The sequence below is a fragment of the Geodermatophilus sp. SYSU D00758 genome, assembly GCF_054049955.1.
Window position 1 is genome coordinate 63378 of record NZ_JBJGYK010000007.1, and the last position, 23686, is coordinate 87063.

Genomic DNA, 23686 nt, shown 5'->3' on the forward strand with positions numbered 1-23686 from the left:
CCGTGCCGGTCGAGGTGGCCAACGAGTCCGAGATCGCCGTAGACGAGTCCGCGATCGCCGCGGTCTGCACCTACGTGCTCGGCCAGCTGGGCGTCAACCCCATGGCCGAGCTGGCCGTGCTGTGCGTCGACCCCGACTACATGAGCACGCTGCACGAGCGGTGGATGGGGGAGAAGGGGCCCACCGACGTCCTCGCCTTCCCCATGGACGAGCTCGACACCGGCCGGCCCGACGAGCCGGACCCCGGCCCGGCGCTGCTCGGGGACGTCGTCCTCTGCCCGTCGGTGGCGATCCGGCAGGCGCGGGCCGCCGGCCACTCGATGGACGACGAGCTGCTGCTGCTCGCCACGCACGGCGTCCTGCACATCCTCGGCTACGACCACATGGAGCCCGAGGAGGAGAAGGAGATGTTCGGCCTGCAGAACGAGCTGCTGGTCGGCTGGCGCGCCAGCCCGCGGGAACCGATGACCGGCGCGCCCGTCGAGCGGGGGCCGGCGGGCCGATGACCTCCGGCGAGATCACCCTCGCGGTGGTCGCCGTCTGCCTCATCCCCGTCGCCGGCCTGGTCGGGGCCGTGGAGGCCGCGCTCCAGCGGGTCTCCGTGGCCCGGGTCGACGAGCTGCGCCGCGACGGCGTGAAGCGGGCCGGGGTGCTGGCCGACGTGGTGGTCGAGCGGGCCCGGCACGTCGCGCTGCTGCTCCTGCTGCGCATCGCCTGCGAGATGGTGGCCGCGGTCCTGGCCGCCGTCGTCCTCTACCGGCTCTGGGGCGGCGGCTGGCAGACCGTGCTCACCGCCGCCGGCGTCATGACCGTGGTCAGCTACGTGCTGGTCGGCGTCGGGCCGCGGACGCTCGGCCGCCAGCACGCCTACGCCACGGCCCTGCGCGCCGCCGGCGCCGTGCGGCTGCTCGGCCGGGTCCTGGGCCCGGTCTCCACGCTGCTCATCCTGGTCGGCAACGCGATCACCCCGGGCCGGGGGTTCCGGGACGGCCCGTTCTCCTCCGAGGTCGAGCTGCGCGAGCTGGTCGACATGGCCGAGGCCCGCGGCGTCGTCGAGTCCGGCGAGCGCAACATGATCCACTCGGTGTTCGAGCTGGGCGACACCATCGCCCGCGAGGTGATGGTCCCGCGCACCGACGTGGTGTGGATCGAGCGCACCAAGACCGTGCGGCAGGCCCTCGCACTGGCCCTGCGCAGCGGGTTCAGCCGCATCCCCGTCATCGGGGAGAACGTCGACGACGTGGTCGGCGTGGTCTACCTCAAGGACCTCGTCCGCCGCTCGCAGAACTCGGGCGACGGCCGCGGCCCGCGGGTCGAGGAGCTGATGCGCCCGCCGACGTTCGTCCCCGAGTCCAAGCCGGTCGACGAGCTGCTGCGCGACATGCAGGCCCAGCGCATCCACATCGCGATCGTGGTCGACGAGTACGGCGGCTTCGCCGGCCTGGTCACGATCGAGGACATCCTCGAGGAGATCGTCGGCGAGATCGCCGACGAGCACGACACCGTGGCGCGCCCGGCGGTCGAGCACCTCGAGGACGGCGCGGTCCGGATCACCGCCCGGTTGCCGGTGGAGGACCTCGCCGGGATCTTCGACGTCGAGCTGCCCCGCGACGACGACGTGGAGACCGTGGGCGGGCTGCTGGCCCGCGAGCTGGGGCTGGTGCCGATCGAGGGGTCGGCCGCCGAGGTCGCCGGCCTGCGGCTGGTCGCCGAGAGCACGGGGGGCCGGCGCAACCGGATCGACACCATCCTCGTCTGCCGGGTGCCCGACCCCGCGGCGGCGGAGGACGGCGGGCCGCAGGGGGCCACCCGCGTGGAGGACCCCGCCGACGTGACAGGCTGACCCCCCGTGAGCACGCAGGACCTGCAGCCCGAGGACGCCAAGCTCGTCACCCTCGCCCGCTCGGCACGTGGGCGCACGGGGGCACCGGAGGGGGCCTGCGTCCGCGACACCGACGGCCGCACCTACCTCGCCGCCTCCGTGGAGCTGCCCTCGCTGCGGCTCTCGGCGCTGCAGGCCGCGGTCGCCGCCGCCGTCTCCAGCGGGGTCACCGCGCTGGAGGCCGCCGCGGTCGTGTCGGCCGCCGACGCGGTGGAGGAGGCCGGGTTGGCCGCCGTCCACGACCTGACGCCGTCCGCCCCGGTGTTCCTGGCCGGGCCGGACGGCGCCGTCCGCGCCACCGCCTGACCCGGTCGATCGCCTGGCCGGCGCCCCCGGCGGGCGACGGTCGGGCGACCCCGCTCAGCCGAAGGTGATCAGCGGCTTGATGATGCCGTCGTCCTTGGTCGTCATCATGTCGAAGGCCCGCTCGATGTCGTCGAAGCCGAAGCGGTGCGTGGTCATCGGCGTCGGGTCGATCCGGCCGTTGTGCAGCAGCCGCAGCAGCCGGGTCATCCGCTCGCTGCCCCCGGGGCAGAGCCCGGTGTGGATCGACTTGTCGTTCATGCCGAGCCCGAAGGCGTCCAGCGGCAGCTGCAGCGGTGACGGGTCCTCCCCGTGGTACCCGATGTTGGACACGCGCCCGCCCGCCTTGGTCACCCGCACGCACGCCTCGAACGTCTGCGGGAATCCGAACGCCTCGATGGCCGCGTCGACGCCGGCCCCCCCGGTGCGTTCCATCACCTGCTCCACCGGATCGCCCACCGTGTGGTCGACGACCGCGTCGGCGCCGAACCGCCGGGCCAGCTCCTGGCGCTCCGGCCGGGACTCGACGGCGATGATCTGGCCGGCACCCATCAGGCGGGCGCCCATGGTGGCCGACAGCCCCACCGGGCCCTGGGCGAAGATCGCCACCGTCTCCCCGAACTGCAAGGCGGCGTGCTCGACGCCCATGAAGCCGGTGCTGAGCATGTCGCAGGTGTAGACGGCCTGCTCGTCGGCGACCTCGTCGGGGATGGGTGTGAGGTTGGCAGCCGCCGCCGGGACGACGAAGTACTCCGCCATCGTCCCGTCCATCTGCGCCGTGTACCGGTAACCACCCAGTGCCCCGCCGCACTGGCTGGGGAAGCCCCGCTGGCAGTAGCTGCACCGGAAGCAGGGGGTCACCGCGTTCACGGCGACCCGCTGGCCCTCCTCGAACCCCTGCACCGCCGACCCGAGCTCGTGCACCACCCCGACGGACTCGTGACCGAGCGTCCGGCCGTCCTCGACCGGCAGGGCGCCCTTGACCGTGTGGACGTCGGAGGTGCACACGAGCGCTGCGGTCGTGCGCACCACCGCCTCCTCGGGCCCGGGCCGCGGGATCGGCTTCTCGACCACCGCGGTCCTCCCCACGGCAGCGATGACGAAGGCCTGCATCGTCCCGGTCACGAGGCGTCCAGCGAGCGGTAGAACGCCGACTCGAAGTCCAGGTAGCCGCCGAACGAGGTCGGGTCGCCGAACGGCAGGACCTGGGTGGCCCAGAAGCCGCCGAAGCCGTTGTCGCGGTCGATCCAGTAGAAGAGGTTGGCCAGCCCGGCCCAGCCCAGCGCCCCGGCCGGCCGGCCGGTGGGCGCCGTCTCCTCGTTGGTCATGAACGGCAGCGACCAGGACTTGCGGATGCCGGGGAAGAACTCCGCGTCGTTGGACAGGGACGGGATCACCCCGGGCAGCGCCGTCACCTCGAGGTCGCCGAGGTGGTTCTGCACGGCCATGCGGACCGTCTCCGCGGCGAGCACCCGGCCGTGCTCGCCCTGTCCGTCGTCGAGCCACATGCGGATGAAGCGCATGTAGTCGCCGACGGTCCCGTAGAGGCCGTGGCCGCCCATGTGCACCTCGGGCGTCGAGGTGAGCTCGAAGTCGTCCATCGGGGTGAGCGACCCGTCCTCGTTCCGGGCGTGCATGGTGGCCCGCCGTTCCCGCAGCCGGTCGTCGAGCTCGAAGGTCGTGTCGGTGATGCCGAGCGGGGCGAAGATGCGCTCGGCGAACACCTCACCGAGCCGCTTGCCGGCGACGCCCTCCACCACCTGCCCGACCCAGTCGATGTTCGAGCCGTACTCCCACCTCTCGCCCGGCTCGAACAGCAGCGGGGTCTGCAGGCAGCTGCGGCTGGCGGTGATGACGCTGACCTGGCCGTGCTCGGTGGCCATCCGCAGGTAGTGCTCGTTGAAGAAGTCGTAACCGAAGCCCGCGGTGTGGGTCAGCAGCATGCGGGTGGTGATGTCCCGCTTCGGTGCCCGCAGCCGCGGGGATCCGTCGGCGTCGAAGCCGTCGAGCACCTGCAGTTCGCCGATGCCGGGCGCGTACTGCTTGGCCGGTGCGTCGAGGTCCAGGCGGCCGTCCTCGACCAGCTGCAGCGCGGCGGTCGCGGTGACCGCCTTGGTGGTGGAGAACAGCGCGAAGACGGTGTCGGTCGTCATCGGCTGGTCGCCGTCGAGCCGGCGGGCCCCGGCGGCCCCCTCGTAGACGTTGCCGTCGCGGTCGGTGACCATCGCGACGACCCCGGCGACGGGGGCCTGCGCGTGGACGGTGGCGTCGAGGATCGCGTCGGCGTCCTGGGCGAAGGTGCGGGTGAGCTGGGTGGTCATCGTCGTCCTCTCAGCGGGGGGTGCGGCGCGCCGGGGCCCGGCACCGCGGATCCTGCTCCGGCGCGCCGGGGTTGTCAGCGGATCTCGAAACCCGGGTAGCCGCCGGCGGCCACCTCGGCGCACTTGTCGCGGTAGGTGCCGACGCCGCCGGTGTAGGACAGGACGCGGCGCGGCTTGCCCGGCACGTTGGAGCCCACGTACCAGGACGTCGTCCGGGAGATGAGGTTCGCCGCGGCCGTCTCGTCGTGGTGGGCCACCCAGGCGTCCTCGGCCTCCCGGGTCGGCTCGACCACCGAGCCGCCGCGCTCCCGGACGTGCGCCACCAGGTCGGTGATCCACTCGGTCTGCTGCTGCAGGCAGGTGGTCATGTTGCACAGCGCGGCCGACGGGGCGAGGGGGACGGCGGTGGTCAGCAGGTTCGGGTAGCCGTGCTTGGCCAGCCCCATGGTGGTGCGGATGTCCCGGCCCCACTCCTCGGTCAGCGACCGCCCGCCCCGGCCCCGGATGTCGATGCGCGTGAGCGCGCCGGTGCCGGCGTCGAACCCGGTGGCCAGGATGATGACGTCCAGCTCGTGCACGGTGCCGTCGGCCAGCTGCAGCCCCTCGGGCAGGACGCGCTCGATGGGGTTGTCCCGGACGCCGACCAGCTCCACGTTCTCCCGTTGGTAGACCTCGAGGTAGTTCGTCTCGAGCGGGACCCGGTGGGTGCCGAAGCCGTAGTCGGTGGGCACGAGCACGTCGATCAGGTGCTGGTCCTTCAGCCGGGCGCGCATCTTCTCCCGGACGAACTCCGAGACCTGCTCGCTGACCTCGGGGTCGAAGAACATCTCCGCGAACGAGGCCAGCCACAGCTTCAGCGACCCGTTGTCGTGGATCTCCTCGAGCCGCTCCAGCCGCTGCTCCGGCGTGAGGTCGGCCCACGCCACCTCGAAGTCGTACTCGAAGCCGGTGAAGGTGCGCGGCAACGTGTCGCGCAGCTCGGGGAAGCGGGCCTTGTAGGCGGCGACGTCCTCCGGCCCGTAGGCCGGGTTCTTCATCGGCAGCACGTACTGCGGGGTGCGGGCGAAGACGGTCAGGTGCCCCACCTCGTCGGCGATCGTCTGGATCACCTGGATGCCGGTCGCCCCGATCCCGACCACGCCGACCCGCTTGCCGGCCAGGTCCACGCCCTCCCTGGGCCACCGCGAGGTGTGCACGATCGCGCCCCGGAAGGTGTCCTGCCCCGGGAAGACGTCCTCGAGCGGCGCGGAGAGCATGCCGGCGCAGGTGACGAGGAACTGGGTGTCGATCGTCTCGCCCCGGTCGGTGCGCACCGTCCAGCGTTCCCGCTCCTCGTCGAAGTGCGCGCTGGTGACCGTGGTGGAGAACTCGATGTCGCGGCGCAGGTCCAGCCGGTCGGTGACGTAGCGCATCCAGCGCTCGATCTCCGGCTGGCCCGGGAAGCGGTGCTCCCAGCTCCACCCCTCGTACAGCTCCTGCGAGAACAGGTACTGGTAGATGTAGGCCTCGGAGTCGAACCGCGCCCCGGGGTAGCGGTTCCAGTACCAGGTGCCGCCGACGTCGTCGGCCGCGTCGTACACGCGGACCCGCAGCCCCCGTTCGCGCAGCTGGTGCAGCTGGTAGAGCCCGGCCACGCCGGCCCCGATCACCAGGGCGTCGAGCTCGCGGGTGGCCCGGGCGCCGGTCGCGTCCGGTGCCGTGTCGACCGTCATGTCTGTCCCTCCCGTGTGTTCCGCGCCACAATGGCGAAACCGAGTGCACCGGTGCTCCGCGGCGGCGGGGTGTCCCATTCCGGGACACCTCGCGGACCGGCGGGATGTCCCATTCCGGGACACCTCCCGGACCGGCGGGTGTGGTGTGGTTCCGGTGAGCGCTGGGAGGTGGCCGTGCCGGGGACCCACGAGGAGCGGTTGCCGGCGACGGCGGCGGCCCGGGCGGCCTTCCTGGAGGACGGGGGCCGCTCGGCGGCGGGGGTCCGGACGCTGGTCGCGGCGTCCTGGCTGCGCAGCCGGTCGGCCGGGGTGGACGCCGACCGGTACGGCATCACCTACCACGAGGACGTCGACCTCGACTCGCGGCTGGTGCGCTGCGCCCGGCCGGTCATCGAGCGGATGGCCGGCGAGATGGTCGACGTGCCGGTGGCGATCGCGCTGTCCGACGCCCGGGCGCGGATCGTGCACCGGCTGGACTGCTCCACCGCGGTGGGCCGCCCGCTGGACCGCGTGGACTTCCTCGCCGGGTTCAGCTTCGCCGAGGGCGGGGTGGGGACCAACGGCATCGGCACGGTGTTCGAGGCGGGGGCGCCGGTGAGCGTCGTCGGCGCCGAGCACTTCACCGAGGCGCTGGTGCGGTTCGCCTGCACCGGGGCGCCGGTCGTCGACCCGGTGACCGGCCGGGTCGAGGGCGTGCTCGACGTCAGCTCGCTGGCCGAGGACTGGACGCCCCTGATGTCCACGGTGGTCCGCCGGGCGGCCGCCGACATCGGCCGCGCCCTGCTGCGCGACCGGGGCCAGGCCCGGCAGGCCCTGTTCGAGGCCTTCGCGCGGGCGGACTCCCGGCCGCGGCAGGCGGTCATGGCCGTGGGCGACTCACTGGTCGTCAACCGGCGGGCGCAGCAGCTGTTCGGCCCCGCCGAGCAGTTCGCCGTCCACCAGCACGCGCTGGCCCTCATGGCCCGGCGGGACCGCGCCACCGACACGCTGGTCCTGGACTCCGGGCGCCGCGTGCGGCTGCGGGCCACCCGCGTGCTCGTGGGCGACGACGTCGCCGGCCTGGTCCTGCTGCTCGACGAGGAGGCCGACCGGCCCGCGGTGCCGGTGCCGCGGGGTGCGGGGGACCGGCCGCGCCCGGCGCCCCGGGCGCGCGCCGACCGGGCCGGTACGGCGCCCCCCGTCTCGCCGGCCTGGGCCCGGGCCGCCGCCGAGGTCGCCGCCGCCGTCGAGCGCCGGGAGCCGGTCCTGGTGCTGGGCGAGCCGGGGACCGGGCGGCGGACCCTGGTGACCGAGCTGTTCGCGCGCGTGCACCCGGCCGCGCCGGTGGTGGCGGTGGACGCCGGCGCCCCCGTCCCCGGCCCGCCCGGTCCACCGGCCGGGCCCGCGCCGGCCCTCCTGTTGCTCGCCTCCCTGGACCGCCTCGACGGCTCGGGGGCCGCACGGGTGCGGGAGCTCGTCGGCGGCCTGGACCGCCGCACCTGGCTGGTCGCGGGGACCGCCGACGCGGCCGGCCTGGCGGCCGGGGGGCCGCTGGAGTCGGTGCTGGGCTGCTTCGAGCAGGCCGTGACCGTGGCCCCGCTGCGCTACCGCGTCGACGACCTCCCGCGGCTGACCGCCCGGCTGCTGGCCGACCTCGCCCCGGACCGGCGGGTCCGGCTCTCGGCCGGGGCGGCCCGGCTGGTCGCCCGGTACGGGTGGCCGGGCAACCTCCCCCAGCTCCGGGAGGCGCTGGCGGACGCGCTGCGCCGCCGCCCGGTGGGGGAGATCGGACCGGAGGACCTGCCGGCCTGGTGCCGCACGGCCGGCAGCCGCCCCCTGACGCCGATCGAGACGGCCGAGCGCGACGCGATCGTCGCGGCGCTGCACGAGCACGCCGGCAACCGGGTGCACGCCGCGGCGGCGCTCGGCGTGGCCCGCAGCTCGCTCTACCGCAAGATCCGGGCCTACGCGATCACCGAGGTCTGAGACCGCACCCTCAGGCGGTCAGCCCCAGCAGCAGCATGGTGCCGCCGAACACCAGGCCGCTGGCCACCAGCGTCACGGTCGTGTAGCCGAGGATGTCGCGCATCTTCAGCCCGGCGATCGCCAGCACCGGCAGCGCCCAGAACGGCTGGATCATGTTGGTCCACTGGTCCCCGTAGGCCACGGCCATGATCGCCACCGCCGGGTCCACGCCCAGCCGCTCGGCGGCGTCGAGCACGATCGGGCCCTGGACGGCGAACTGCCCACCGCCCGAGGGCACGAAGAAGTTGACCAGGCCCGCCGCGAGGAAGGTCAGCAGCCCGAAGGTGGCCGGGCTGGCGATGCCGACGAAGGCGTCGGACAGCACCGTGATCAGGCCGGTGGCCGTCATGATGCCGAGGATCCCGGCGTAGAGCGGGAACTGCAGCAGGATCTCCCCGACGTTGGACGCCGCGTTCTTGACCAGCGCGATCAGCTCGAACGGGCTGCGCACCAGCAGCAGGATGAGCGCGAGGAAGGTCCAGTTGACGATGTCGAGGGTCGGGGTGCCGCCGTCGACGTAGTGCAGGACCAGGTAGGCGCTCAGCGCGAGGCCGGTGAGCAGGGTGGGCACCCGGCTGGCGTCGACCCGGTCGGCGGGGGTGACGACCTGGTCCTCGGCGTCGGGCGCGGCGCCGTACTCGGCGCCCGCGGGCAGGGGGACGACGGGGTCCCCGGGCTTGGGGGCCGCCCAGCCGAGCGCCAGCCCGACCACGACGATGGTCACCGCGGCGGCCGTCAGGTTCCACCAGGTGAAGGTGGTCTCGGTGACCGGCAGGGTGCCGCCCAGCTGCTCGGCGAGGAAGGAGTCCTCGGTCGCCGCGGTGAGCGGCCCGGACCCCGAGTAGCCCATGTGCCAGATGACGTAGCCGGAGTAGCCCGCGGCCACCAGCAGCGGGAAGTGCAGCCGCAACCCCCGCTCCCGGCCCTGCTCGGCGACCTCCTTGGCCAGCAGCGCGCCCACCACCAGGCCCAGGCCCCAGGTGATCAGCGAGGCGAGCGCGGCGACGACGAAGACGTAGACGTAGGCGGTGCGCGCCGAGCGCGGGACCCCGCCGAGCCGGACCAGCAGGCGCCGCACCGGGCCGGTGTTGGCCAGGGTGTGCCCGAGCAGCAGGATCAGCGCCATCTGGGTGATGAAGGCCAGCAGGCCCGCCAGCCCGTCGCCCCACGCGACCACCACCTCGCGCGGCCCCGAGTCGGTGAGCAGCAGGGCCAGCAGCGCGACGACGAAGGTCAGCACGATGGCGAAGACCAGTGCGCTGGGGATGTAGCGCTCCACCACGGAGTTGACCGGCCGCATCACCGCGGCCAGCCCGGAGGAGCGGCCGGCGGACCCCCGTGGGCCGCCGCCGGGGGTGCTGCCGTGGTCGGTCCTGGTCATGTACCGCCTCCTGCGGTCGCCGGACCCGCGCCGGCGGGCCCGCCGGCCGCGAGGCGCGGCCGACGGCCGACGCAGCCAGCATCGTGGCACCGCCCGGGGCCGGCCGCGTGCCGGGCCCGGGTGCTCAGCGCAGCGGCTGCCCCAGCGCCGCGGCGAAGGCCTCCGGGTCGCGCAGCCACAGCACCGTCGCCTGCTCGCCCGACCCGTCGGCGGTCAGGTGGCGGACGGCGACCCGCGCCCGCCCCGGCCACCGGCCGCCCCGCCGCCGGGCCCGCGGCCAGCCCTCCGGCGGCGCGCCGCGGCGCACCTCGCGGACCAGGCTGCGCGGCACCACGTGCAGGGCCGCCGTGCGCCGCAGCCCGGCCACGTCCACGGAGAACCCGGCGTCGGAGACCGTCAGCCGGGACGTCGACAGGCCGATCACCGCCGCGCCGACCAGCAGCGCCAGCGGCAGTTCCCCCACGGCCGCCGGCACCCCGCCGGTCCACGCGAACAGGCCGAGCCACGCCGCGACGAAGGCGGCGGCCGAGAGGACCACCCAGGCCCGCGGCGGGTCGTGCTGCCAGTAGGCCAGCGGCGCCGGGACGACGGTGGCCGACCGCCGCGGGCCCCGGCCGGGGAAGAACCCGTACCCGGCGACCTGGACGGCGTGCCGCTCCCGCTCGCGCAGGGCCCGGACCGGGAGGGGCTCGTCCGGGGTCCGCCGTCGCCGTCCCGCCATGCCGGGCATCCTCTCAACCGCCCGCGGCCGCCCCCGGCCCCCCGGTGGCAGGTCCCTTGCGCACCGCGTCCGTCCTGCCCCTGTCGCCGGCGGGCCGGACTGCCGATGGTGGAGGCGTGACGACGTTGCTCTTCCTGCTCCTCTGCCTGCTCGTCCTCCAGGAGCTCGGTCGTCCCGCGGCCGGACCGTCCCGCCCGGCGGCGGCCTCGTGGTCCGAGGTCCTGCACCGCCTGGTCACCGACGTCCTGACCGGCGCCCGGGTGCTGAGCCGGCTCGACGCGCTGCGCCGGCACGGGCACGGCGGCTCCGGCGCCTGACCGCCGCGCCGCGCGCGGCGGGGCTCCGGCGCGCGGGCCTGTCGGCCGTCGGTGGGAGACTGGCGCCGTGACCGCCCCCGACCAGCCGTACCGCAGCGGCTTCGCCTGCCTGGTCGGGCGCCCCAACGCCGGCAAGACGACGCTGACCAACGCGCTGGTCGGCACCAAGGTCGGCATCGTCAGCAACCGGCCGCAGACGACCCGGCACGCGATCCGCGGCGTCGTCCACCGGCCCGGCGGGCAGCTGGTGCTCGTCGACACCCCGGGGCTGCACAAGCCGAGGAGCCTCCTGGGCCGCCGGCTCAACGACGTCGTCCGCGACACGCTGGCCGAGGTCGACGTGATCGTGCTCTGCGTCCCGGCCGACCAGCCGGTCGGCCCGGGCGACCGGTTCATCGCCCGGCAGCTGCGCGAGCTGCGCACGCCGGTGGTGGTGGTCGTGACCAAGACCGACGCCGCGTCCCGGCAGCAGGTCGCCGAGCAGCTCCTGGCGGCCAGCGCCCTGGTCGAGGCGGCCGAGGTGGTGCCGGTCAGCGCGGTCGCCGGCGACCAGGTCGAGCTGCTCGAGGACATCCTGGTGGGCCTGCTGCCCGAGGGCCCGCCGCTGTACCCGGAGGAGCAGGCCACCGACTCCGACGTCGACCGGCAGCTGGCCGAGCTGGTCCGCGAGGCGGCGCTGGAGAAGGTGCGCCAGGAGGTGCCGCACTCGCTGGCGGTGACGATCGAGGAGACCGCCCGCCGCCCCGACCCCAAGCGGCCCGGCGGCGAGCTGGTCGAGGTGCACGCCCTGCTGCACTGCGAGCGGCCCAGCCAGAAGCCGATGCTGCTCGGCCGCGGCGGTGAGGTGATCCGCGCCATCGGCACCGAGGCCCGGCAGGGCATGGAGGCGCTGCTCGGCGCCCGGGTGCACCTGGACCTGCACGTGACCGTGCTGGGGGAGTGGCAGGACGACCCGAAGAAGCTGAACAGGCTCGGGTACTGATGAGCGGCACGCCGAAGTCCCTCTACCGGGACGAGGGGATCGTCCTGCGCACCCAGAAGCTGGGCGAGGCCGACCGGATCGTCACCGTGCTCACCCGCCGGCACGGCAAGGTCCGCGCCGTCGCCAAGGGGGTGCGCCGGACCAAGAGCAAGTTCGGCGCCCGGCTGGAGCCGTTCAGCCACGTCGACCTGCAGCTCTACACCGGCCGGAACCTCGACATCGTCAGCCAGGCCGAGTCGATCCGCTCCTACGGGCAGCCCATCGTCACCGACTACCCGGCGTACACCGCCGGCACCGCGGTGCTCGAGACCGCCGACCGGCTCACCGCGGAGGAGCGGGAGCCCTCGCTGCGGTTGTTCCTGCTCGTCGTCGGCGCGCTGCGCGCCCTGGCCGGGCGGACGCACCCCGCCGGGCTCGTGCTCGACGCCTTCCTGCTGCGCGCCATGTCGGTCGCGGGGTGGGAGCCCGCGCTCGGCGACTGCGCCCGCTGCGGCGAGGCCGGCCCGCACCGCCACTTCTCCGTACCGGCCGGTGGCACCATCTGCCCGCCGTGCCGGCCCGCGGGCTCGGCCACGCCGAACCCGGTCACCATCGAGCACCTGGAGGCACTGCTGTCCGGCGACTGGGACACCGCCGAGGCCAGCCAGGGCGGCACCCGCCGGGAGGGCAGCGGCCTGGTCGCCGCCCTCCTGCAGTGGCACCTGGAGCGCGGGCTGCGCTCCCTGCCCCTAGTCGACCGCTCCGAGCCGGTGGCCGCGGGCCGGGAGGCGGGCCTGCTGCGTGAGGCGTGAGGTGAAGGCCCCGTCCCCGCACCCCTCCGGCGCCCGGCCGCCGGACATCCCCGCCGACCGGGTGCCCCGGCACGTGGCGATCGTCATGGACGGCAACGGCCGCTGGGCGCAGCAGCGCGGGCTGCCCCGCACCGCGGGCCACGAGGCGGGGGAGTCCTCGCTGTTCGACTGCGTCGAGGGCGCGATCGAGCTCGGCGTCCGGGCCCTGTCGGCGTACGCGTTCTCCACGGAGAACTGGCGGCGCAGCCCGGAGGAGGTCCGCTTCCTCATGGGCTTCAACCGCGACGTCATCCGCCGCCGCCGCGACGAGATGCACGAGCTGGGCGTGCGGGTGCGCTGGGCCGGCCGGCGTCCGCGGCTGTGGCGTTCGGTGATCCGCGAGCTGGAGGTCGCCGAGGAGCTGACCCGGGACAACGACGTCCTGACCCTGACGATGTGCGTCAACTACGGCGGGCGCGCCGAGATCGCCGACGCCGCCGCGGCCATCGCGCGGGAGGTGGCCGCCGGCCGGCTGCGCCCGGACAAGGTCGACGAGCGCACCGTGGCCCGGTTCCTCGACGAGCCGGACATGCCCGACGTCGACCTGTTCGTGCGCAGCTCCGGGGAGAACCGCACCAGCAACTTCCTGCTCTGGCAGGCCGCCTACGCCGAGCTGGTCTTCCTCGACACGCTCTGGCCCGACTTCGACCGCCGGCACCTGTGGGCCGCCTGCGAGGAGTACGCGTCGCGCCAGCGCCGCTTCGGGAAGGCCTAGCAGGACCCCCGGAAGGACCCCGTCCTCCTCGCCCCTCCCAGGCTCGCGGCGCGCCTCTGGGACGGGGCCGGGCCGCATCCTCCGGTGTCCCACCCCGCACCGGCCGCAACGCTTCTCGGGCAGGGCTTCCCGGGCACGGCGCGCAGGTGCGTTGACAGCTCTGCGCGCCGGCCCGACAGTGGCGGCTCCCCGTGAGAGGACGGACCCCCACCGTGAGCGAGAGCACCGCCGCGCCCGCGCATGCCCAGAACCGGCCGCCGCTGCCCGGCGACCTCACCGACGCCCTGGTCGCCACCGACCTGTGGACCGACGAGATGGTCGCCGAGGCCGGCATCCCGGTCATCGACGTCCCCCTCGTCACCGTCGGTGGTGGCGTCGGGTCGTTCGTGCTCGTCGACTACCTGCGGATCTGCGGCGTCCCCACCGACGCCATCCGCGTCCTGACGCCGCTGCGCACCCCGTGGGAGAGCTACGAGTACCTGACGACGGTCTCCCAGATCCCGCGCGGCGAGCGGCTCCGCTCGGACTCCTCCGGCACCCCGGACAACATCTGGGGCTTCCCCGGCTACGCCATCCGCGAGGCGCTGCAGGGCAACCTGAGGATGGCGTGGAACGTGCTCGTCGAGCCGGTGTTCGCCGACTACTACACGCCGAAGGCCGGGATGGTCTTCGAGTCGATGGAGAAGGAGATGCACCGGATCCGCTGGCCGGAGATGGTCGTCCCCGGGCAGGTCCGCATGACCCGCCGGCGCGTCGGCGGCGGCTACTTCACCGTCCTCACCCCACCGGAGGGCGCCACGCCCACCCGGCGGATCGCCTACCGCAGCCGGTTCGTGCACCTCGCCGTCGGCTACCCCGGCCTGCGCTTCCTGCCCGACCTGCAGCGGTACCGGGCCGAGCACGACGACTACAGCAGGGTGGTCAACGCCTACGAGCCGCACGAGCACGTCTACGAGCGGCTGGCCCTGCGCCCCGGCACGGTGCTGGTCCGCGGCGGCGGCATCGTCGCCTCCCGCGTGCTGCAGCGGCTCATCGACGACCGCGACCGGCGGGGCCTGAACACCCAGATCGTGCACCTGTTCCGGACCTACGTGGACAAGCCGCACGGGCCGAGCCTCTTCATGCGCCGCAAGGGGGCCGACGGCTGGGCCTACCAGGGCTTCAACTGGCCGAAGTCGACGTGGGGCGGCCAGCTGCGCGCCCGCATGTCCCGGCTCGAGGGCGAGGACCGCGCCCGGATCTACAAGGACATGGGCGGCACCAACACCCCGGTGCGCAAGGACTGGCAGGAGCAGCTGGCCCGCGGGCGGCAGCAGGGCTGGTACCGCGTGGTCGTCGGCCGGATCGAGGGCATGCGCCCCGTCGGTGACCTGGTCGAGGTCTCCGTCTCCAGCGACCAGGGCCCGCAGGTGGGCACCTTCGACGTCGTCGTCGACTGCACCGGCCTGGAGGCCGACATCCGCGAGCACCGGCTGCTGGCCGACCTGCTCGACCACTCCAACGCCCAGCGCAACCCGCTCGGCCGGCTCGACGTCGGGCGCGAGTTCGAGGTCACCGGCACCCGCAACGGCGGCAAGGTCTACGCCTCGGGCAGCGCCACGCTCGGCGGCTACTTCGCCGGCGTGGACAGCTTCCTCGGCCTGCTCGTGGCCGCGCAGGAGATCACCGACGACCTCGTGGCCCAGGGGTTCGGCCAGAAGCTCACCCCGGGGCGGTCCACCAGCCAGTGGTGGAAGTGGGTCCGCAACACCACCATCTGACGCCCCTCCCCCGACGTCCTCCGCGAGAGAGATCCCGTGATCCCCACCCTCAACGGCCGCATCCAGACCCGGGTCGCCCTGCTGGCCACCGTCGGCGTCCTGTGGACGCTCGTGCTCACCCCGCTGCTGCCCACCGGCGCCCCGCTGGGCGCCTCCTACGGGGCCACCTTCTCGGTGCTGCTCCTCGTCACCGTGCTGGGCGTGCTCTGGGAGCTCGTCTACCACGGGCTGCAGCAGTTCCGGTGGGAGAAGGACTGGCCGACCCTCTTCACCCTCGTCACCGGCATCCCCGAGGGGCTGCTGGTCTGGTTCCTGCTGGCCGGCGGCGCCACCTGGGTCGACAGCATGGCCGGGCCGGCCTACGTCATCCTCTTCACCAGCACGTGGCTGCTGGTCTTCCTCGTCGCCAACGGCCCCCTGCGGGTGCCCTTCGTGCACTGGCGCAACCGGGGCGGGAGGTTCGTCTGATGGCGGTCCCCCCACCGCTCGGGGCGGGCACCGTCCCGCCGTTCGACCAGGTGGCGGTGGCCGTCGCCCCCGGGGACGACCTGGTCGTCCGGATGCCCGGCATCGTGCTGGTGGTCTCCGTGCGGACCACCGGTGCGCCGGCCCCCTCGTCGGCGCACCGGCTCGGCGGCTGGGGCGCGCCCCCGGTCGCCGCGCCGCCGGCGGCCCCGGTGGGGCACCAGCGGGTCGGTGAGCTGGTCGACCTGTGCCGCGCGGTGTCGGCGGCCGGCTCCCGCGCCCCCGGCCGGCGGCTGCACGACGAGGTCCGGGCCTGGCTGTCCTCGGCCCGCGACCTGCCGTCGTTCGCGGTGGCCGCGGCCACCGAGGAGGGGCTGGCCGTCGGCCTGGTCGGCCGGGGCGTGGCCGAGGTGCCCGACCTGGGGCTGCGGCTGACCCCCGCCGACGGCGAGCGGCTGCCCGACGGCACCGCGTTCCTCGCCCGGCTGGTCGACTGGCCGCCGGCGGCGCTGCGCCTGTCGGCGGGGGCCCCGATCGGCACCGCCCCGCACCCGCTGGCCGACCTCGAGGCGGGCGCGGTGCCCGGCGCGGCCGCCGTCCTCTCGCCGGCCCCGGCCCCCGGGCGGCCGGCCGCCGCGGACGCCCCGCCGGCCACCACGGCGGTCCGGCTCCCCGCGCCCGGCGCGGTCCCGGCGGCCCCCGCCGCCGTCCCGCCGCCGCGGTCGCTGCGCAAGCCGGGCCGCGGGGGAGCACCCGGCACACCGGGCACCGGCGCAGCGCCGGTCGCACCGCACGCGGACGCCGGCCCCCACCACGGGCACGGGACCCCGGTCGCGCCCGCCGTCCCCGAGCCGCCGGTGGAGCTGCCGCCGCCGGCCCGGGCGGTGTCGCTGCTCGCCCCGCCGCCGCCCGAGGAGGCCGAGGCCCCGCGGGCCCCGCTGCCGGTGGTCTCCGGCGAGCAGCCGCCCGCGGCCCTGGCCCGGGACCCCGACGACGGCCGCCCCCGGGTGAAGGGCTTCCTCTGCTCGCGCGGGCACCTCAACGACCCGCGGGTGCAGTTCTGCGCGCTGTGCGGCGTGCGGATGGCCCAGCAGACCGGCGTCCTCACCGACGGCGTCCGGCCGCCGCTGGGCCTGCTGGTGTTCGACGACGGCGCGACCGTGAGCCTGGACGCCGACTACCTGCTCGGCCGGGAGCCGGAGACCGACGAGCGGGTCCGCGCCGGGGCGTTCCGGCCGCTGCTGGTGGTCGACCCCACGGGTGGGGTGAGCCGCCACCACGCCGAGATCCGGCTCGAGGGCTGGGACGTCGTCCTGGTCGACACCGGCTCGGCGAACGGCACCCTGGTCGCCGCCCGGGGCGCCCCGGCCTGGTCCTCCCTCGTGCCGGGCCAGCCGGTGCAGCTCACCCCCGGCATGGCGGTGCGCATGGGCAGCCGGAGCTTCGCCTTCGAGTCCCCGCACGGCGGGTACTGACCCGGCCGGAGGTCAGGGGACCGCCGGGCCGGCGGTGAGGCCGGCCAGCGTCTCCTCGAGGTCCCGGTCGCGGTCGGCCTGCCCGGCGTGCACGTGCAGCACCGGGGTGAGCAGGTCGGCCTCCTCGCCGGCCGGCGCCCCGGCGGGCGCGACCACCAGCGCCGGCAGCTGCTCCCCGGCGCCCGCCTCGTCCAGGACGGGGACGCCGGCGCGGCGCAGCCCCTCGGCGACCCCCGCGGCCCGGCGGCCCGCCCGCCACCCGTCGCCGCCGGCCCGCAGCCGCAGCGGCACCGCGCGGCCCAGCGCCGCCTGGGCGGCCAGCCGCACCGCGGCCCGGCCGTCGGGCCCGCCGTCCTGCACCAGCGACACCGGCCCGGACGGCGCCAGCCCGGCCTCGCCGAGCTCGCCGCTCACCGTCACCACGGTGCCGGCCGGCCGCGCCGGCCACGCCGGGGCCGGCCCGGGCGCGCCCTCGGGCAGCCCCCAGCCGCTGCGGACCAGCACGACGTCGGCGGCCGCGGCGCCCGCCACGTCGGCCACGTCGCTCCACGGGTCGTCGCCGAACCGGGAGGCCACCGAGGCCCGGATCCCGCGCGCCTCGACGATGCGGGCCAGGTCGCGCAGCTCGACCCCGGCCGAGGCCATGAGCGCGAGGTCGGCGCCCAGGCCGCTGGCCACCTCCGGCCGGGGCCGGGACCGCCGGACCACGCGGGTCAGCACCACCTGCGCGGGGGCCTCCCGCCCGACGAGGTCGCAGGCGAGGTGCACCAGCGCCGCGTCGCGCTCCGGTTCCTCGACCACGACGAGCACCGTGTAGGCCTCCTCGAGGCCCAGGGCGGCCCGCTCGGCGGCCGCGATGTCCCGCTCGAGCACCCGCGGCGGGTAGACCAGCCGCAGCAGCGGCGAGGTCATGAGCGTGGTGACGACGGCCATGATGACCAGCAGGGTGAACATCTCGCCGTCGAGGACGCCGAGCTGCACGCCGATGTTGAGGATCACCAGCTCGGTGAGCCCGCGGGTGTTCATGAGCACCCCGAGCGCGGTCGCCTGCCGGCGCGGCACCCGCTGCGCGCGGGCCGCGGCGAAGGCGCCCACCGCCTTGCCGGCGATCGCGACGAGCAGGATCAGCCCCAGCTCGCCGAGCCCGGTCACGTCGATGGCGCCGACGTCGACGTTGAGCCCGGTGACGACGAAGAAGACGGGCAGGAGCAGCAGCACGCTGACCTGCTCGAGCCGGTCGGTGATCTCGTGGGTGAGCGCGGCGGCGCCCTGCCGCGGCATGACGACGCCGAAGACGAACGCCCCGAAGATGAAGTGGATGCCGATCTCCTCGGTGACCCACGCGCAGCCGAGGATGCCCACGAGCACCAGCGCCAGCATGTCGGGGGTCAGCCGCCCGGCCCGCTCGTGCCCGGCCACCAGGCGGCGCAGCAGCGGCTTGACGACGGCGAACATGACGACGGCGAAGACCGCGGAGAACACCAGGATCTGGGCGACCCCGGCCAGCGAGGTCGCCGCCACCGTGGCCACCACGATCGCCAGCAGCGCCCAGGCGAGGACGTCGTCCACCGCGGCGCAGGCCAGGCTGAGCACGCCGGTGGGGATCCGGTGCATGCCCCGCTCGGCGAGGATCCGCGCGAGGACCGGGAACGCGGTGATCGACATCGCCACGCCCAGGAACAGCGCGAAGGACAGCAGCGGGACCGCCTCCCCGCCGACCACGTCGTGCCGCGCGTGCAGCACGGTGGCCAGCAGGAACCCGAGGGTGAACGGCAGCACGATCGAGGCCACCGACACCGAGAGGGCGATGCGCTCGCGGCCGCGGATGAAGGACAGGTCCACCTCGAGGCCGACGAGGAACATGAACAGCACGAGGCCGAGCTGGGCCAGCACCTCGAGGAAGGGCCGGACGTCGGGCGGGAAGAGCAGGGTGTCGAGGTCGCCGGGCAGGGCGCCGAGCAGGGTCGGGCCGAGCAGGATGCCGGCGATGATCTCGCCCATGACGGCGGGCTGGCCGACCCGGACGGCGAGCCGGCCGACCAGGCGGGCGAGCAGGACGATCACCGCCAGGTCGAGGAAGACGTAGGCGACGATCTCGGCGATGCTGTGTTCCACCGGTGCTCCGACTGCAGCCGGGCCCGTGCTGCCGGGTCCCGGGGGGCGTGGGGAGGCGGACCCGTTCGGGGCCGGGGACCGCCCGCAGCAGGGCGGATCCGGGCGCGGATGGTAACGGCGGGTCCCCGGTCGTGGCAGTTCCGCGCGCGCGGTGCGGCCGGCGTCCCGGACGCGGACGGCGCGGGCGGGCCCGGGAGCCGACGGCTTCCCGGACGGGCCCCGCTTCTGCACACTGGGCCGCCGCCGCGCGCGCGGCGCCCCGGCACGCGCCGGGGGAGGAGATCCAGGAGGACATTCGATGGATGCCGTCGGCCTGGTGGGCCCGGCGCCTGCCGCCATCGCGGACTACCAGGTGGTCCGGGTGCTGGGGGAGGGCAACAACGGCCGGTTCTACCTGGCGCGCCCGCCGGCGCGGCTGGGCCTGCCGGACGAGTACGTGGCGGTGAAGGTCTTCAGCGGCACGCACAGCGAGCAGGCCTACGAGCGGGGGGTGCGGGAGCTGCGCGCCTTCGCGCAGGTGCGCTCCCCCTACCTGGTGCGCGTCTACGACGCCGTCCTGCAGGACAGCTTCCTGTACGCGATGGAGTACTGCCCGCTGGGCTCCCTCGCCGCCCCCGCCCGGCCGCTGGGGCGCCGGGAGGTGCTGCGGGCGATCGCGCACGCCTCGTACGCCCTGCACGCCCTGCACGAGGCGGGTCTGACGCACGGTGACCTCAAGCCGGCCAACATCCTGCTCACCGAGGAGGGGGGCAAGCTCTCCGACCTCGGCCTGGCCCGGTTCCTGACCCCCGGGGTCACGCTCACCGGCATGGCGGGTGCGGCGTCGGTCGAGTTCCTGGACCCGGCGCTGCTGCGCGGCGAGCGGCCCTCGCGGGCCACCGAGGTGTTCGCGATCGGGGCCACGCTGCACCGCTCGCTCACCGGCAACGGCCTCTACGGGGAGCTGCCCGACGGCGAGCCCCTGCTGGCCATCCGGAAGGTGATGACCGCCAGCCCGGCCGTCGCCCCGGGGATGACCCCCGAGGAGGAGGCCCTGGTCCGCGACTGCCTGGCCCCGGTGGGGCAGCGCCCGGCGACCGCCCAGCAGGTGGCCCAGCGGCTCGAGGCGCTCGCGGCGGCCGCACCCGCCTGACCGGGAGCGCGACGCCGGCGAGGGCCCCGGCCCGGCAGCTGCCGGACCGGGGCCCTCGCCGCTCGCGACCGGGTCGCCGGTCAGGGGCGGACGAAGTCGCTGTTGGCGTTCTGCCGCCACCACTCCATGAGGGTCACCAGCCCCTCCTGACCGGCGCCGGCGATGGCCACGATCGCCTCGGCGTTGAACTCCTCCTCGGTCCAGATGAGGAAGGCGTTCTGCGTCTCCTCGTCGACGTAGCAGGCGATCCGGCCGACCTGCTCGCCGTCGGCCTGCCAGTAGCCGTACCCCTGGGCGTCGGGGCACAGGGTCCCGGCGGGCAGCTGCGGGATCCCGTTGCCGTTCACGTCCCGCAGGAAGACGCTGTCGAGCGTCTCCGCGTCCGGGTACAGGTAGAACGAGGAGTCCTCCGGGCCCGGCTGCGCGGTCGAGGGCCCGCAGTCGAGCACCGCGAGCTCGCCGTCGTTGGACGGGTCGCCGGTGCGGCAGCCGGCGCCGTCGAAGCCCAGCGGGATGATCGCCCGCAGGTCCGCCTCCGGGTCCGGCTCGGGGGTCGGCTCGGGTGTCGGCTCGGTGGTGACCGGCGCGGTGGTCGCGTCGCTGGCCACCGGCGGTGTCGGGGTGCCACCGCCCCGGGTCAGCGCGATGACGCCGACGACCACGAGGACGACCACCACCGCGGCGGCGCCCAGGACGAGCGGCAGCCGGCTCCTGCCCCCGCGGCCGGGGGTCGGTGCGGCCGGGGGGAACCCGGGCGGGCCCGGGCTGGACGGCGGGCCGTAGCCGGTGCCCGGGCTGGACGGCGGCCCGTAGCCGCCGCCGGGGGCGGACGGCGGCCCGTAGCCGCCGCCGGGGGCGGACGGCGGGCCGTAGCCGCCGCCGGAGGCGGACGGCGGGCCGTAGCCGGTGCCCGGGGTCGACGGTGCGCCGTACCCGGTCGCGGTGCCCGCACCCAGGCCCGCGGCGGTGCCCGCCAGCGGCTGCGGGTAGCCGGCCGCCGGCCCCCCGGGCGCGCCCGGCTGCGAGAAGCCCACCGTCTGCGGGATGAACGGCATCGGGGTGATGGAGGTCGGCGGCGCCGCCGGCACCGGCCGCGCCTCGACCCCGGACTCCTTCAGCGCCGCCCGGGCGGCCGCGGCGAACTCCCCGCAGCTGGCGTAGCGCTCGGCGGGATCCTTGGCCAGGCCCCGGCGGATCACGTCGTCCAGCGCGAACGGCAGACCGGGGCGCACCGAGGAGACCGCGGGCGGCTCGGTGTTGAGGTGGGCGAACATGAGCGTGGCCAGGCCGTCGCCGGCGAACGGCCGCTGGGCGGTCAGGCACTCGAAGAGCACGCAGGCCAGGGCGTAGACGTCGACCCGGCGGTCGATCGGCTGCTCGAGGAAGCGCTCGGGCGCCATGTAGTCGAACGAGCCGAGCGCGGCGCCGGTCTGGGTCAGTGCCGGGCCCTGCGCGTCGGCGGTCGAGCGGGCGATGCCGAAGTCGACCAGGTAGACGAACTCGTCGTCCCCGCTGCCGGTGACGATGATGTTCGAGGGCTTGACGTCGCGGTGCACCAGCCCGTCGGCGTGCGCCGAGTCCAGCGCCCGCGCGGTCTGGCCGATGATCGACACGGCCCGCGCGGGCGTCATCGCGCCCTCCTCGGCGAGGACGGCGGCGACGTCGCGGCCGGGCACCAGCCGCATGTCGAGGAACAGCCGCCCGTCGATCTCGCCGTAGCGGTGGATCGGCACGATGTGCGGCTCGTTGAGCCGGGCCGCCAGGTGGGCCTCCCGGCGGAAGCGCTCCCGGTAGCCGGCGTCGGCGGCCAGGTGAGAGGAGAGGACCTTGAGCGCGACCACCCGGTCGTGCTCGGTGTCGTAGGCGCGGTACACCTCTCCCATGCCGCCGCGCCCGAGCAGCGCCTCGATGCGATAGGCGCCGAACTGTTCCAATTCCACCGCTGGCCTTTCCGTTCCCCCCGCTGGGCGGGTGCTCGTCCGGGCAGGCGCCCGGACGGCGTCGAGGGAGTGTAGGGACGCCACCGGGCCCCGACCAGCGCCCCGCGCGCGGCCGGTCCGGCTTCCGGTGGCCGGTGCGCAGTGCCGTGACCCAGCCGTGATCGACCGTCGCGCTGGAAGCGGTAGGCGGATCGCCGGTGCACCTCTACCTTGCTCTCGCTCCGGGCCCGCCCCGGTCGCTGCCAGGGGGCCCGCGCGCCGCCCGCGCACCCTCCGCCCGAACGGGAGAAGCACGATGAGCCAGCCTCCAGGCCCCTACGGGCAGCCCGGCGCCTACGCCCAGCCCGGCCCGTACGCCCAGCCCGGCCCGTACGGCCAGCCCGGCCCGTACGGCCAGCCCGGCCCGTACGGCCAGGCCGGCCCCTACGGCCAGCAGGCCGGCCCCGGCGGGCCGTTCGGCCCCGGTGCCTTCGGCCCGGGCGGCCCCGGCGGGTACGGCGGGCCGCCGAAGAAGGGCAGCGCCCTGCCGTGGGTGGTCGCCGCGCTCGTGGTGGTCCTGGTCGCCGCCGGCGTCGGGGGCTTCTTCCTGCTGCGGGACGACGACGGCGGGGGGGCGACGACCGCGGCCCCGGCGACGACCAGCACCAGCGCCCCGACCTCGTCGCAGGCCCCGGCGATGGACATGGACATGTCCGGCCCGGTCAGCATCCCCGGCGGTGCGGGCAGCTCCCCGGGCGGCGGCACCGACACCGGCGGCGGCATGACCGAGACGACCCCGCAGGTGCCCAGCGGCGACGGCAGCACCGAGCAGTTCCCGGGCTCGGTCCAGCTGGCCTTCGACTGGATGGTCGGGATGGCCAGCATCGACCCGGCGGCGGTGTGGGCGCTGACCTGCCCGGAGCTGCAGCAGGCCGCCGCCGACGGGGCGGCCGGCACCGACCTCACGCCGCAGGACTACCTGGTCGGCTTCTTCGTCACCGCGACGCTGGGCGGTGCGACCATCGTCGACGGCAACGCGGTCGAGGTGCGGTACGACGCGGCCAACGCCGTCGACGTCGTCACCTTCGACCTCCAGCTGGACAGCGGCAGCACCCAGTCCGTGGAGGTCTGGGTGGACTCCCGGCTGCTGGTCTGCAACTTCGCCTGACGACGGCACCCGCCGACCGCACCCCACGGCCGGTCCCGGGCACCCGCCCGGGGCCGGCCGTCGCCGTGCCCGCGGGCCCGGCTGCCGGGCTGGCACGATGGCCGCCGTGTTCGCGGTGACCAGGTTGCGGGTGCCCGAGGCGGACGCCGGGGCGGTCGCCGCCGACGTGGCCGCGCTGCTGGCCGCCCTCGCCGGCCGTCCGGGGTTCCGGGACGGGCGCGTGGGCCGGGCCGCGGACGACCCCACCCTGTGGGCGCTGCTCACCCGCTGGGAGGGGGTCGGCGCCTACCGGCGGGCGCTCTCCGCCGCCGAGGTCAAGGTGGCCGGCGCGCCGGTGTGGGTCCGCGCCCTCGACGAGCCGGGCACGTTCGTCGAGGACGCCGGCGCCTGACCCACCCGCCGGGCCGGCTCCCGGTCGCACCCGGCCCGGGCAGGACGCGGCGAGGCGCCGGTCCGGGTGACCCGGGCCGGCGCCTCGCTCCTG

Annotated in this window: 21 protein-coding genes; 14 read left to right on the forward strand and 7 right to left on the reverse strand. The window is 75.5% G+C overall.

What is annotated here, in order from left to right; translation table 11 throughout:
• Positions 1-2: 2 nt before the first annotated feature.
• From ybeY to ACI8AC_RS07075, 3 genes are read left to right on the forward strand one after another with little or no spacing between them, the layout of a single operon-like run.
• Complete coding sequence (gene ybeY, locus ACI8AC_RS07065) at positions 3-506, forward strand: rRNA maturation RNase YbeY (RefSeq protein WP_456896558.1); 504 nt, start codon at positions 3-5, stop codon at positions 504-506.
• A complete protein-coding gene (locus ACI8AC_RS07070; RefSeq protein WP_456896560.1) occupies positions 503-1843 on the forward strand; it encodes a hemolysin family protein in 1341 nt (446 codons plus the stop codon). Before ybeY ends, ACI8AC_RS07070 begins: the two co-directional genes overlap by 4 nt.
• A 6-nt stretch (positions 1844-1849) precedes the next feature.
• Positions 1850-2188: a cytidine deaminase gene (locus ACI8AC_RS07075; RefSeq protein WP_456896562.1), complete on the forward strand. Its 339-nt coding sequence runs from the start codon at positions 1850-1852 to the stop codon at positions 2186-2188.
• Between the two features lie 54 nt (positions 2189-2242).
• Here the strand turns inward: ACI8AC_RS07075 and ACI8AC_RS07080 are convergent, their stop codons facing one another.
• From ACI8AC_RS07080 to ACI8AC_RS07090, 3 genes are all read right to left on the reverse strand, one after another.
• Positions 2243-3310, reverse strand: coding sequence for an NAD(P)-dependent alcohol dehydrogenase (locus ACI8AC_RS07080; protein WP_456896564.1), 1068 nt, complete (start codon positions 3308-3310; stop codon positions 2243-2245).
• Entirely contained in the window at positions 3307-4506 is a 1200-nt protein-coding gene (locus ACI8AC_RS07085; protein WP_456896566.1) for a serine hydrolase domain-containing protein, read from the reverse strand. Before ACI8AC_RS07085 ends, ACI8AC_RS07080 begins: the two co-directional genes overlap by 4 nt.
• 74 nt (positions 4507-4580) lie before the next feature.
• Complete coding sequence (locus tag ACI8AC_RS07090) at positions 4581-6218, reverse strand: flavin-containing monooxygenase (RefSeq protein WP_456896568.1); 1638 nt, start codon at positions 6216-6218, stop codon at positions 4581-4583.
• 174 nt (positions 6219-6392) lie between these two features.
• Here ACI8AC_RS07090 and ACI8AC_RS07095 point away from each other — a divergent pair, with 174 nt between their 5' ends.
• Positions 6393-8183 (forward strand): sigma-54-dependent Fis family transcriptional regulator, encoded by a 1791-nt coding sequence (locus ACI8AC_RS07095; RefSeq protein WP_456896570.1) that lies wholly within the window; start codon positions 6393-6395, stop codon positions 8181-8183.
• Between the two features lie 10 nt (positions 8184-8193).
• Here ACI8AC_RS07095 and ACI8AC_RS07100 read toward each other — a convergent pair whose 3' ends face one another.
• Positions 8194-9603, reverse strand: coding sequence for a short-chain fatty acid transporter (locus tag ACI8AC_RS07100; protein WP_456896572.1), 1410 nt, complete (start codon positions 9601-9603; stop codon positions 8194-8196).
• Positions 9604-9727: 124 nt separating this feature from the next.
• On the reverse strand, positions 9728-10324 hold the full coding sequence (locus ACI8AC_RS07105) for a hypothetical protein (RefSeq protein ID WP_456896574.1): 597 nt from the start codon (positions 10322-10324) through the stop codon (positions 9728-9730).
• A gap of 116 nt (positions 10325-10440) precedes the next feature.
• Here ACI8AC_RS07105 and ACI8AC_RS07110 point away from each other — a divergent pair, with 116 nt between their 5' ends.
• From ACI8AC_RS07110 to ACI8AC_RS07140, 7 genes are all read left to right on the forward strand, one after another.
• A complete protein-coding gene (locus tag ACI8AC_RS07110) occupies positions 10441-10641 on the forward strand; it encodes a hypothetical protein (RefSeq protein WP_456896576.1) in 201 nt (66 codons plus the stop codon).
• 67 nt (positions 10642-10708) lie between these two features.
• Positions 10709-11623: a GTPase Era gene (gene era, locus ACI8AC_RS07115; RefSeq protein ID WP_456896578.1), complete on the forward strand. Its 915-nt coding sequence runs from the start codon at positions 10709-10711 to the stop codon at positions 11621-11623.
• The gene (recO, locus tag ACI8AC_RS07120) at positions 11623-12414 is read left to right on the forward strand and encodes a DNA repair protein RecO (protein ID WP_456896580.1); all 792 of its coding nucleotides are present in this window, start codon (positions 11623-11625) and stop codon (positions 12412-12414) included. Before era ends, recO begins: the two co-directional genes overlap by 1 nt.
• Entirely contained in the window at positions 12404-13168 is a 765-nt protein-coding gene (locus ACI8AC_RS07125; protein WP_456896582.1) for an isoprenyl transferase, read from the forward strand. The genes recO and ACI8AC_RS07125 overlap by 11 nt, the downstream gene beginning before the upstream one ends.
• Positions 13169-13380: 212 nt before the next feature.
• On the forward strand, positions 13381-14928 hold the full coding sequence (locus ACI8AC_RS07130) for a hypothetical protein (protein ID WP_456896584.1): 1548 nt from the start codon (positions 13381-13383) through the stop codon (positions 14926-14928).
• 36 nt (positions 14929-14964) lie between these two features.
• Positions 14965-15396 (forward strand): hypothetical protein, encoded by a 432-nt coding sequence (locus ACI8AC_RS07135; protein WP_456896585.1) that lies wholly within the window; start codon positions 14965-14967, stop codon positions 15394-15396.
• Positions 15396-16868: an FHA domain-containing protein gene (locus ACI8AC_RS07140; protein ID WP_456896587.1), complete on the forward strand. Its 1473-nt coding sequence runs from the start codon at positions 15396-15398 to the stop codon at positions 16866-16868. The genes ACI8AC_RS07135 and ACI8AC_RS07140 overlap by 1 nt, the downstream gene beginning before the upstream one ends.
• Positions 16869-16880: 12 nt before the next feature.
• On the opposite strand, the gene ACI8AC_RS07145 is transcribed toward ACI8AC_RS07140, so the two are convergent.
• Entirely contained in the window at positions 16881-18983 is a 2103-nt protein-coding gene (locus ACI8AC_RS07145) for a cation:proton antiporter (protein ID WP_456896589.1), read from the reverse strand.
• Positions 18984-19281: 298 nt separating this feature from the next.
• Between ACI8AC_RS07145 and ACI8AC_RS07150 the strand changes: the two genes are divergently transcribed.
• Positions 19282-20115, forward strand: coding sequence for a serine/threonine-protein kinase (locus tag ACI8AC_RS07150; protein ID WP_456896590.1), 834 nt, complete (start codon positions 19282-19284; stop codon positions 20113-20115).
• 80 nt (positions 20116-20195) lie between these two features.
• Here the strand turns inward: ACI8AC_RS07150 and ACI8AC_RS07155 are convergent, their stop codons facing one another.
• Positions 20196-22055, reverse strand: coding sequence for a serine/threonine-protein kinase (locus ACI8AC_RS07155; protein WP_456896592.1), 1860 nt, complete (start codon positions 22053-22055; stop codon positions 20196-20198).
• A 295-nt stretch (positions 22056-22350) separates the two neighbouring features.
• Here ACI8AC_RS07155 and ACI8AC_RS07160 point away from each other — a divergent pair, with 295 nt between their 5' ends.
• Positions 22351-23202 (forward strand): hypothetical protein, encoded by an 852-nt coding sequence (locus ACI8AC_RS07160; protein ID WP_456896594.1) that lies wholly within the window; start codon positions 22351-22353, stop codon positions 23200-23202.
• Positions 23203-23308: 106 nt separating this feature from the next.
• The gene (locus ACI8AC_RS07165) at positions 23309-23593 is read left to right on the forward strand and encodes an antibiotic biosynthesis monooxygenase (protein WP_199522339.1); all 285 of its coding nucleotides are present in this window, start codon (positions 23309-23311) and stop codon (positions 23591-23593) included.
• Positions 23594-23686 lie beyond the last annotated feature (93 nt).

What these genes read in the sequence shown, in the direction of transcription:
- ACI8AC_RS07070 (WP_456896560.1), top strand. Translation starts at nt 503, where the DNA reads ATGACCTCCGGCGAGATCACCCTCGCGGTGGTCGCCGTCTGCCTCATC.
- ACI8AC_RS07085 (WP_456896566.1), bottom strand. Translation starts at nt 4,506, where the DNA reads ATGACCACCCAGCTCACCCGCACCTTCGCCCAGGACGCCGACGCGATC.
- ACI8AC_RS07090 (WP_456896568.1), bottom strand. Translation starts at nt 6,218, where the DNA reads ATGACGGTCGACACGGCACCGGACGCGACCGGCGCCCGGGCCACCCGC.
- ACI8AC_RS07100 (WP_456896572.1), bottom strand. Translation starts at nt 9,603, where the DNA reads ATGACCAGGACCGACCACGGCAGCACCCCCGGCGGCGGCCCACGGGGG.
- ACI8AC_RS07105 (WP_456896574.1), bottom strand. Translation starts at nt 10,324, where the DNA reads ATGGCGGGACGGCGACGGCGGACCCCGGACGAGCCCCTCCCGGTCCGG.
- recO (WP_456896580.1), top strand. Translation starts at nt 11,623, where the DNA reads ATGAGCGGCACGCCGAAGTCCCTCTACCGGGACGAGGGGATCGTCCTG.
- ACI8AC_RS07140 (WP_456896587.1), top strand. Translation starts at nt 15,396, where the DNA reads ATGGCGGTCCCCCCACCGCTCGGGGCGGGCACCGTCCCGCCGTTCGAC.
- ACI8AC_RS07150 (WP_456896590.1), top strand. Translation starts at nt 19,282, where the DNA reads ATGGATGCCGTCGGCCTGGTGGGCCCGGCGCCTGCCGCCATCGCGGAC.
- ACI8AC_RS07160 (WP_456896594.1), top strand. Translation starts at nt 22,351, where the DNA reads ATGAGCCAGCCTCCAGGCCCCTACGGGCAGCCCGGCGCCTACGCCCAG.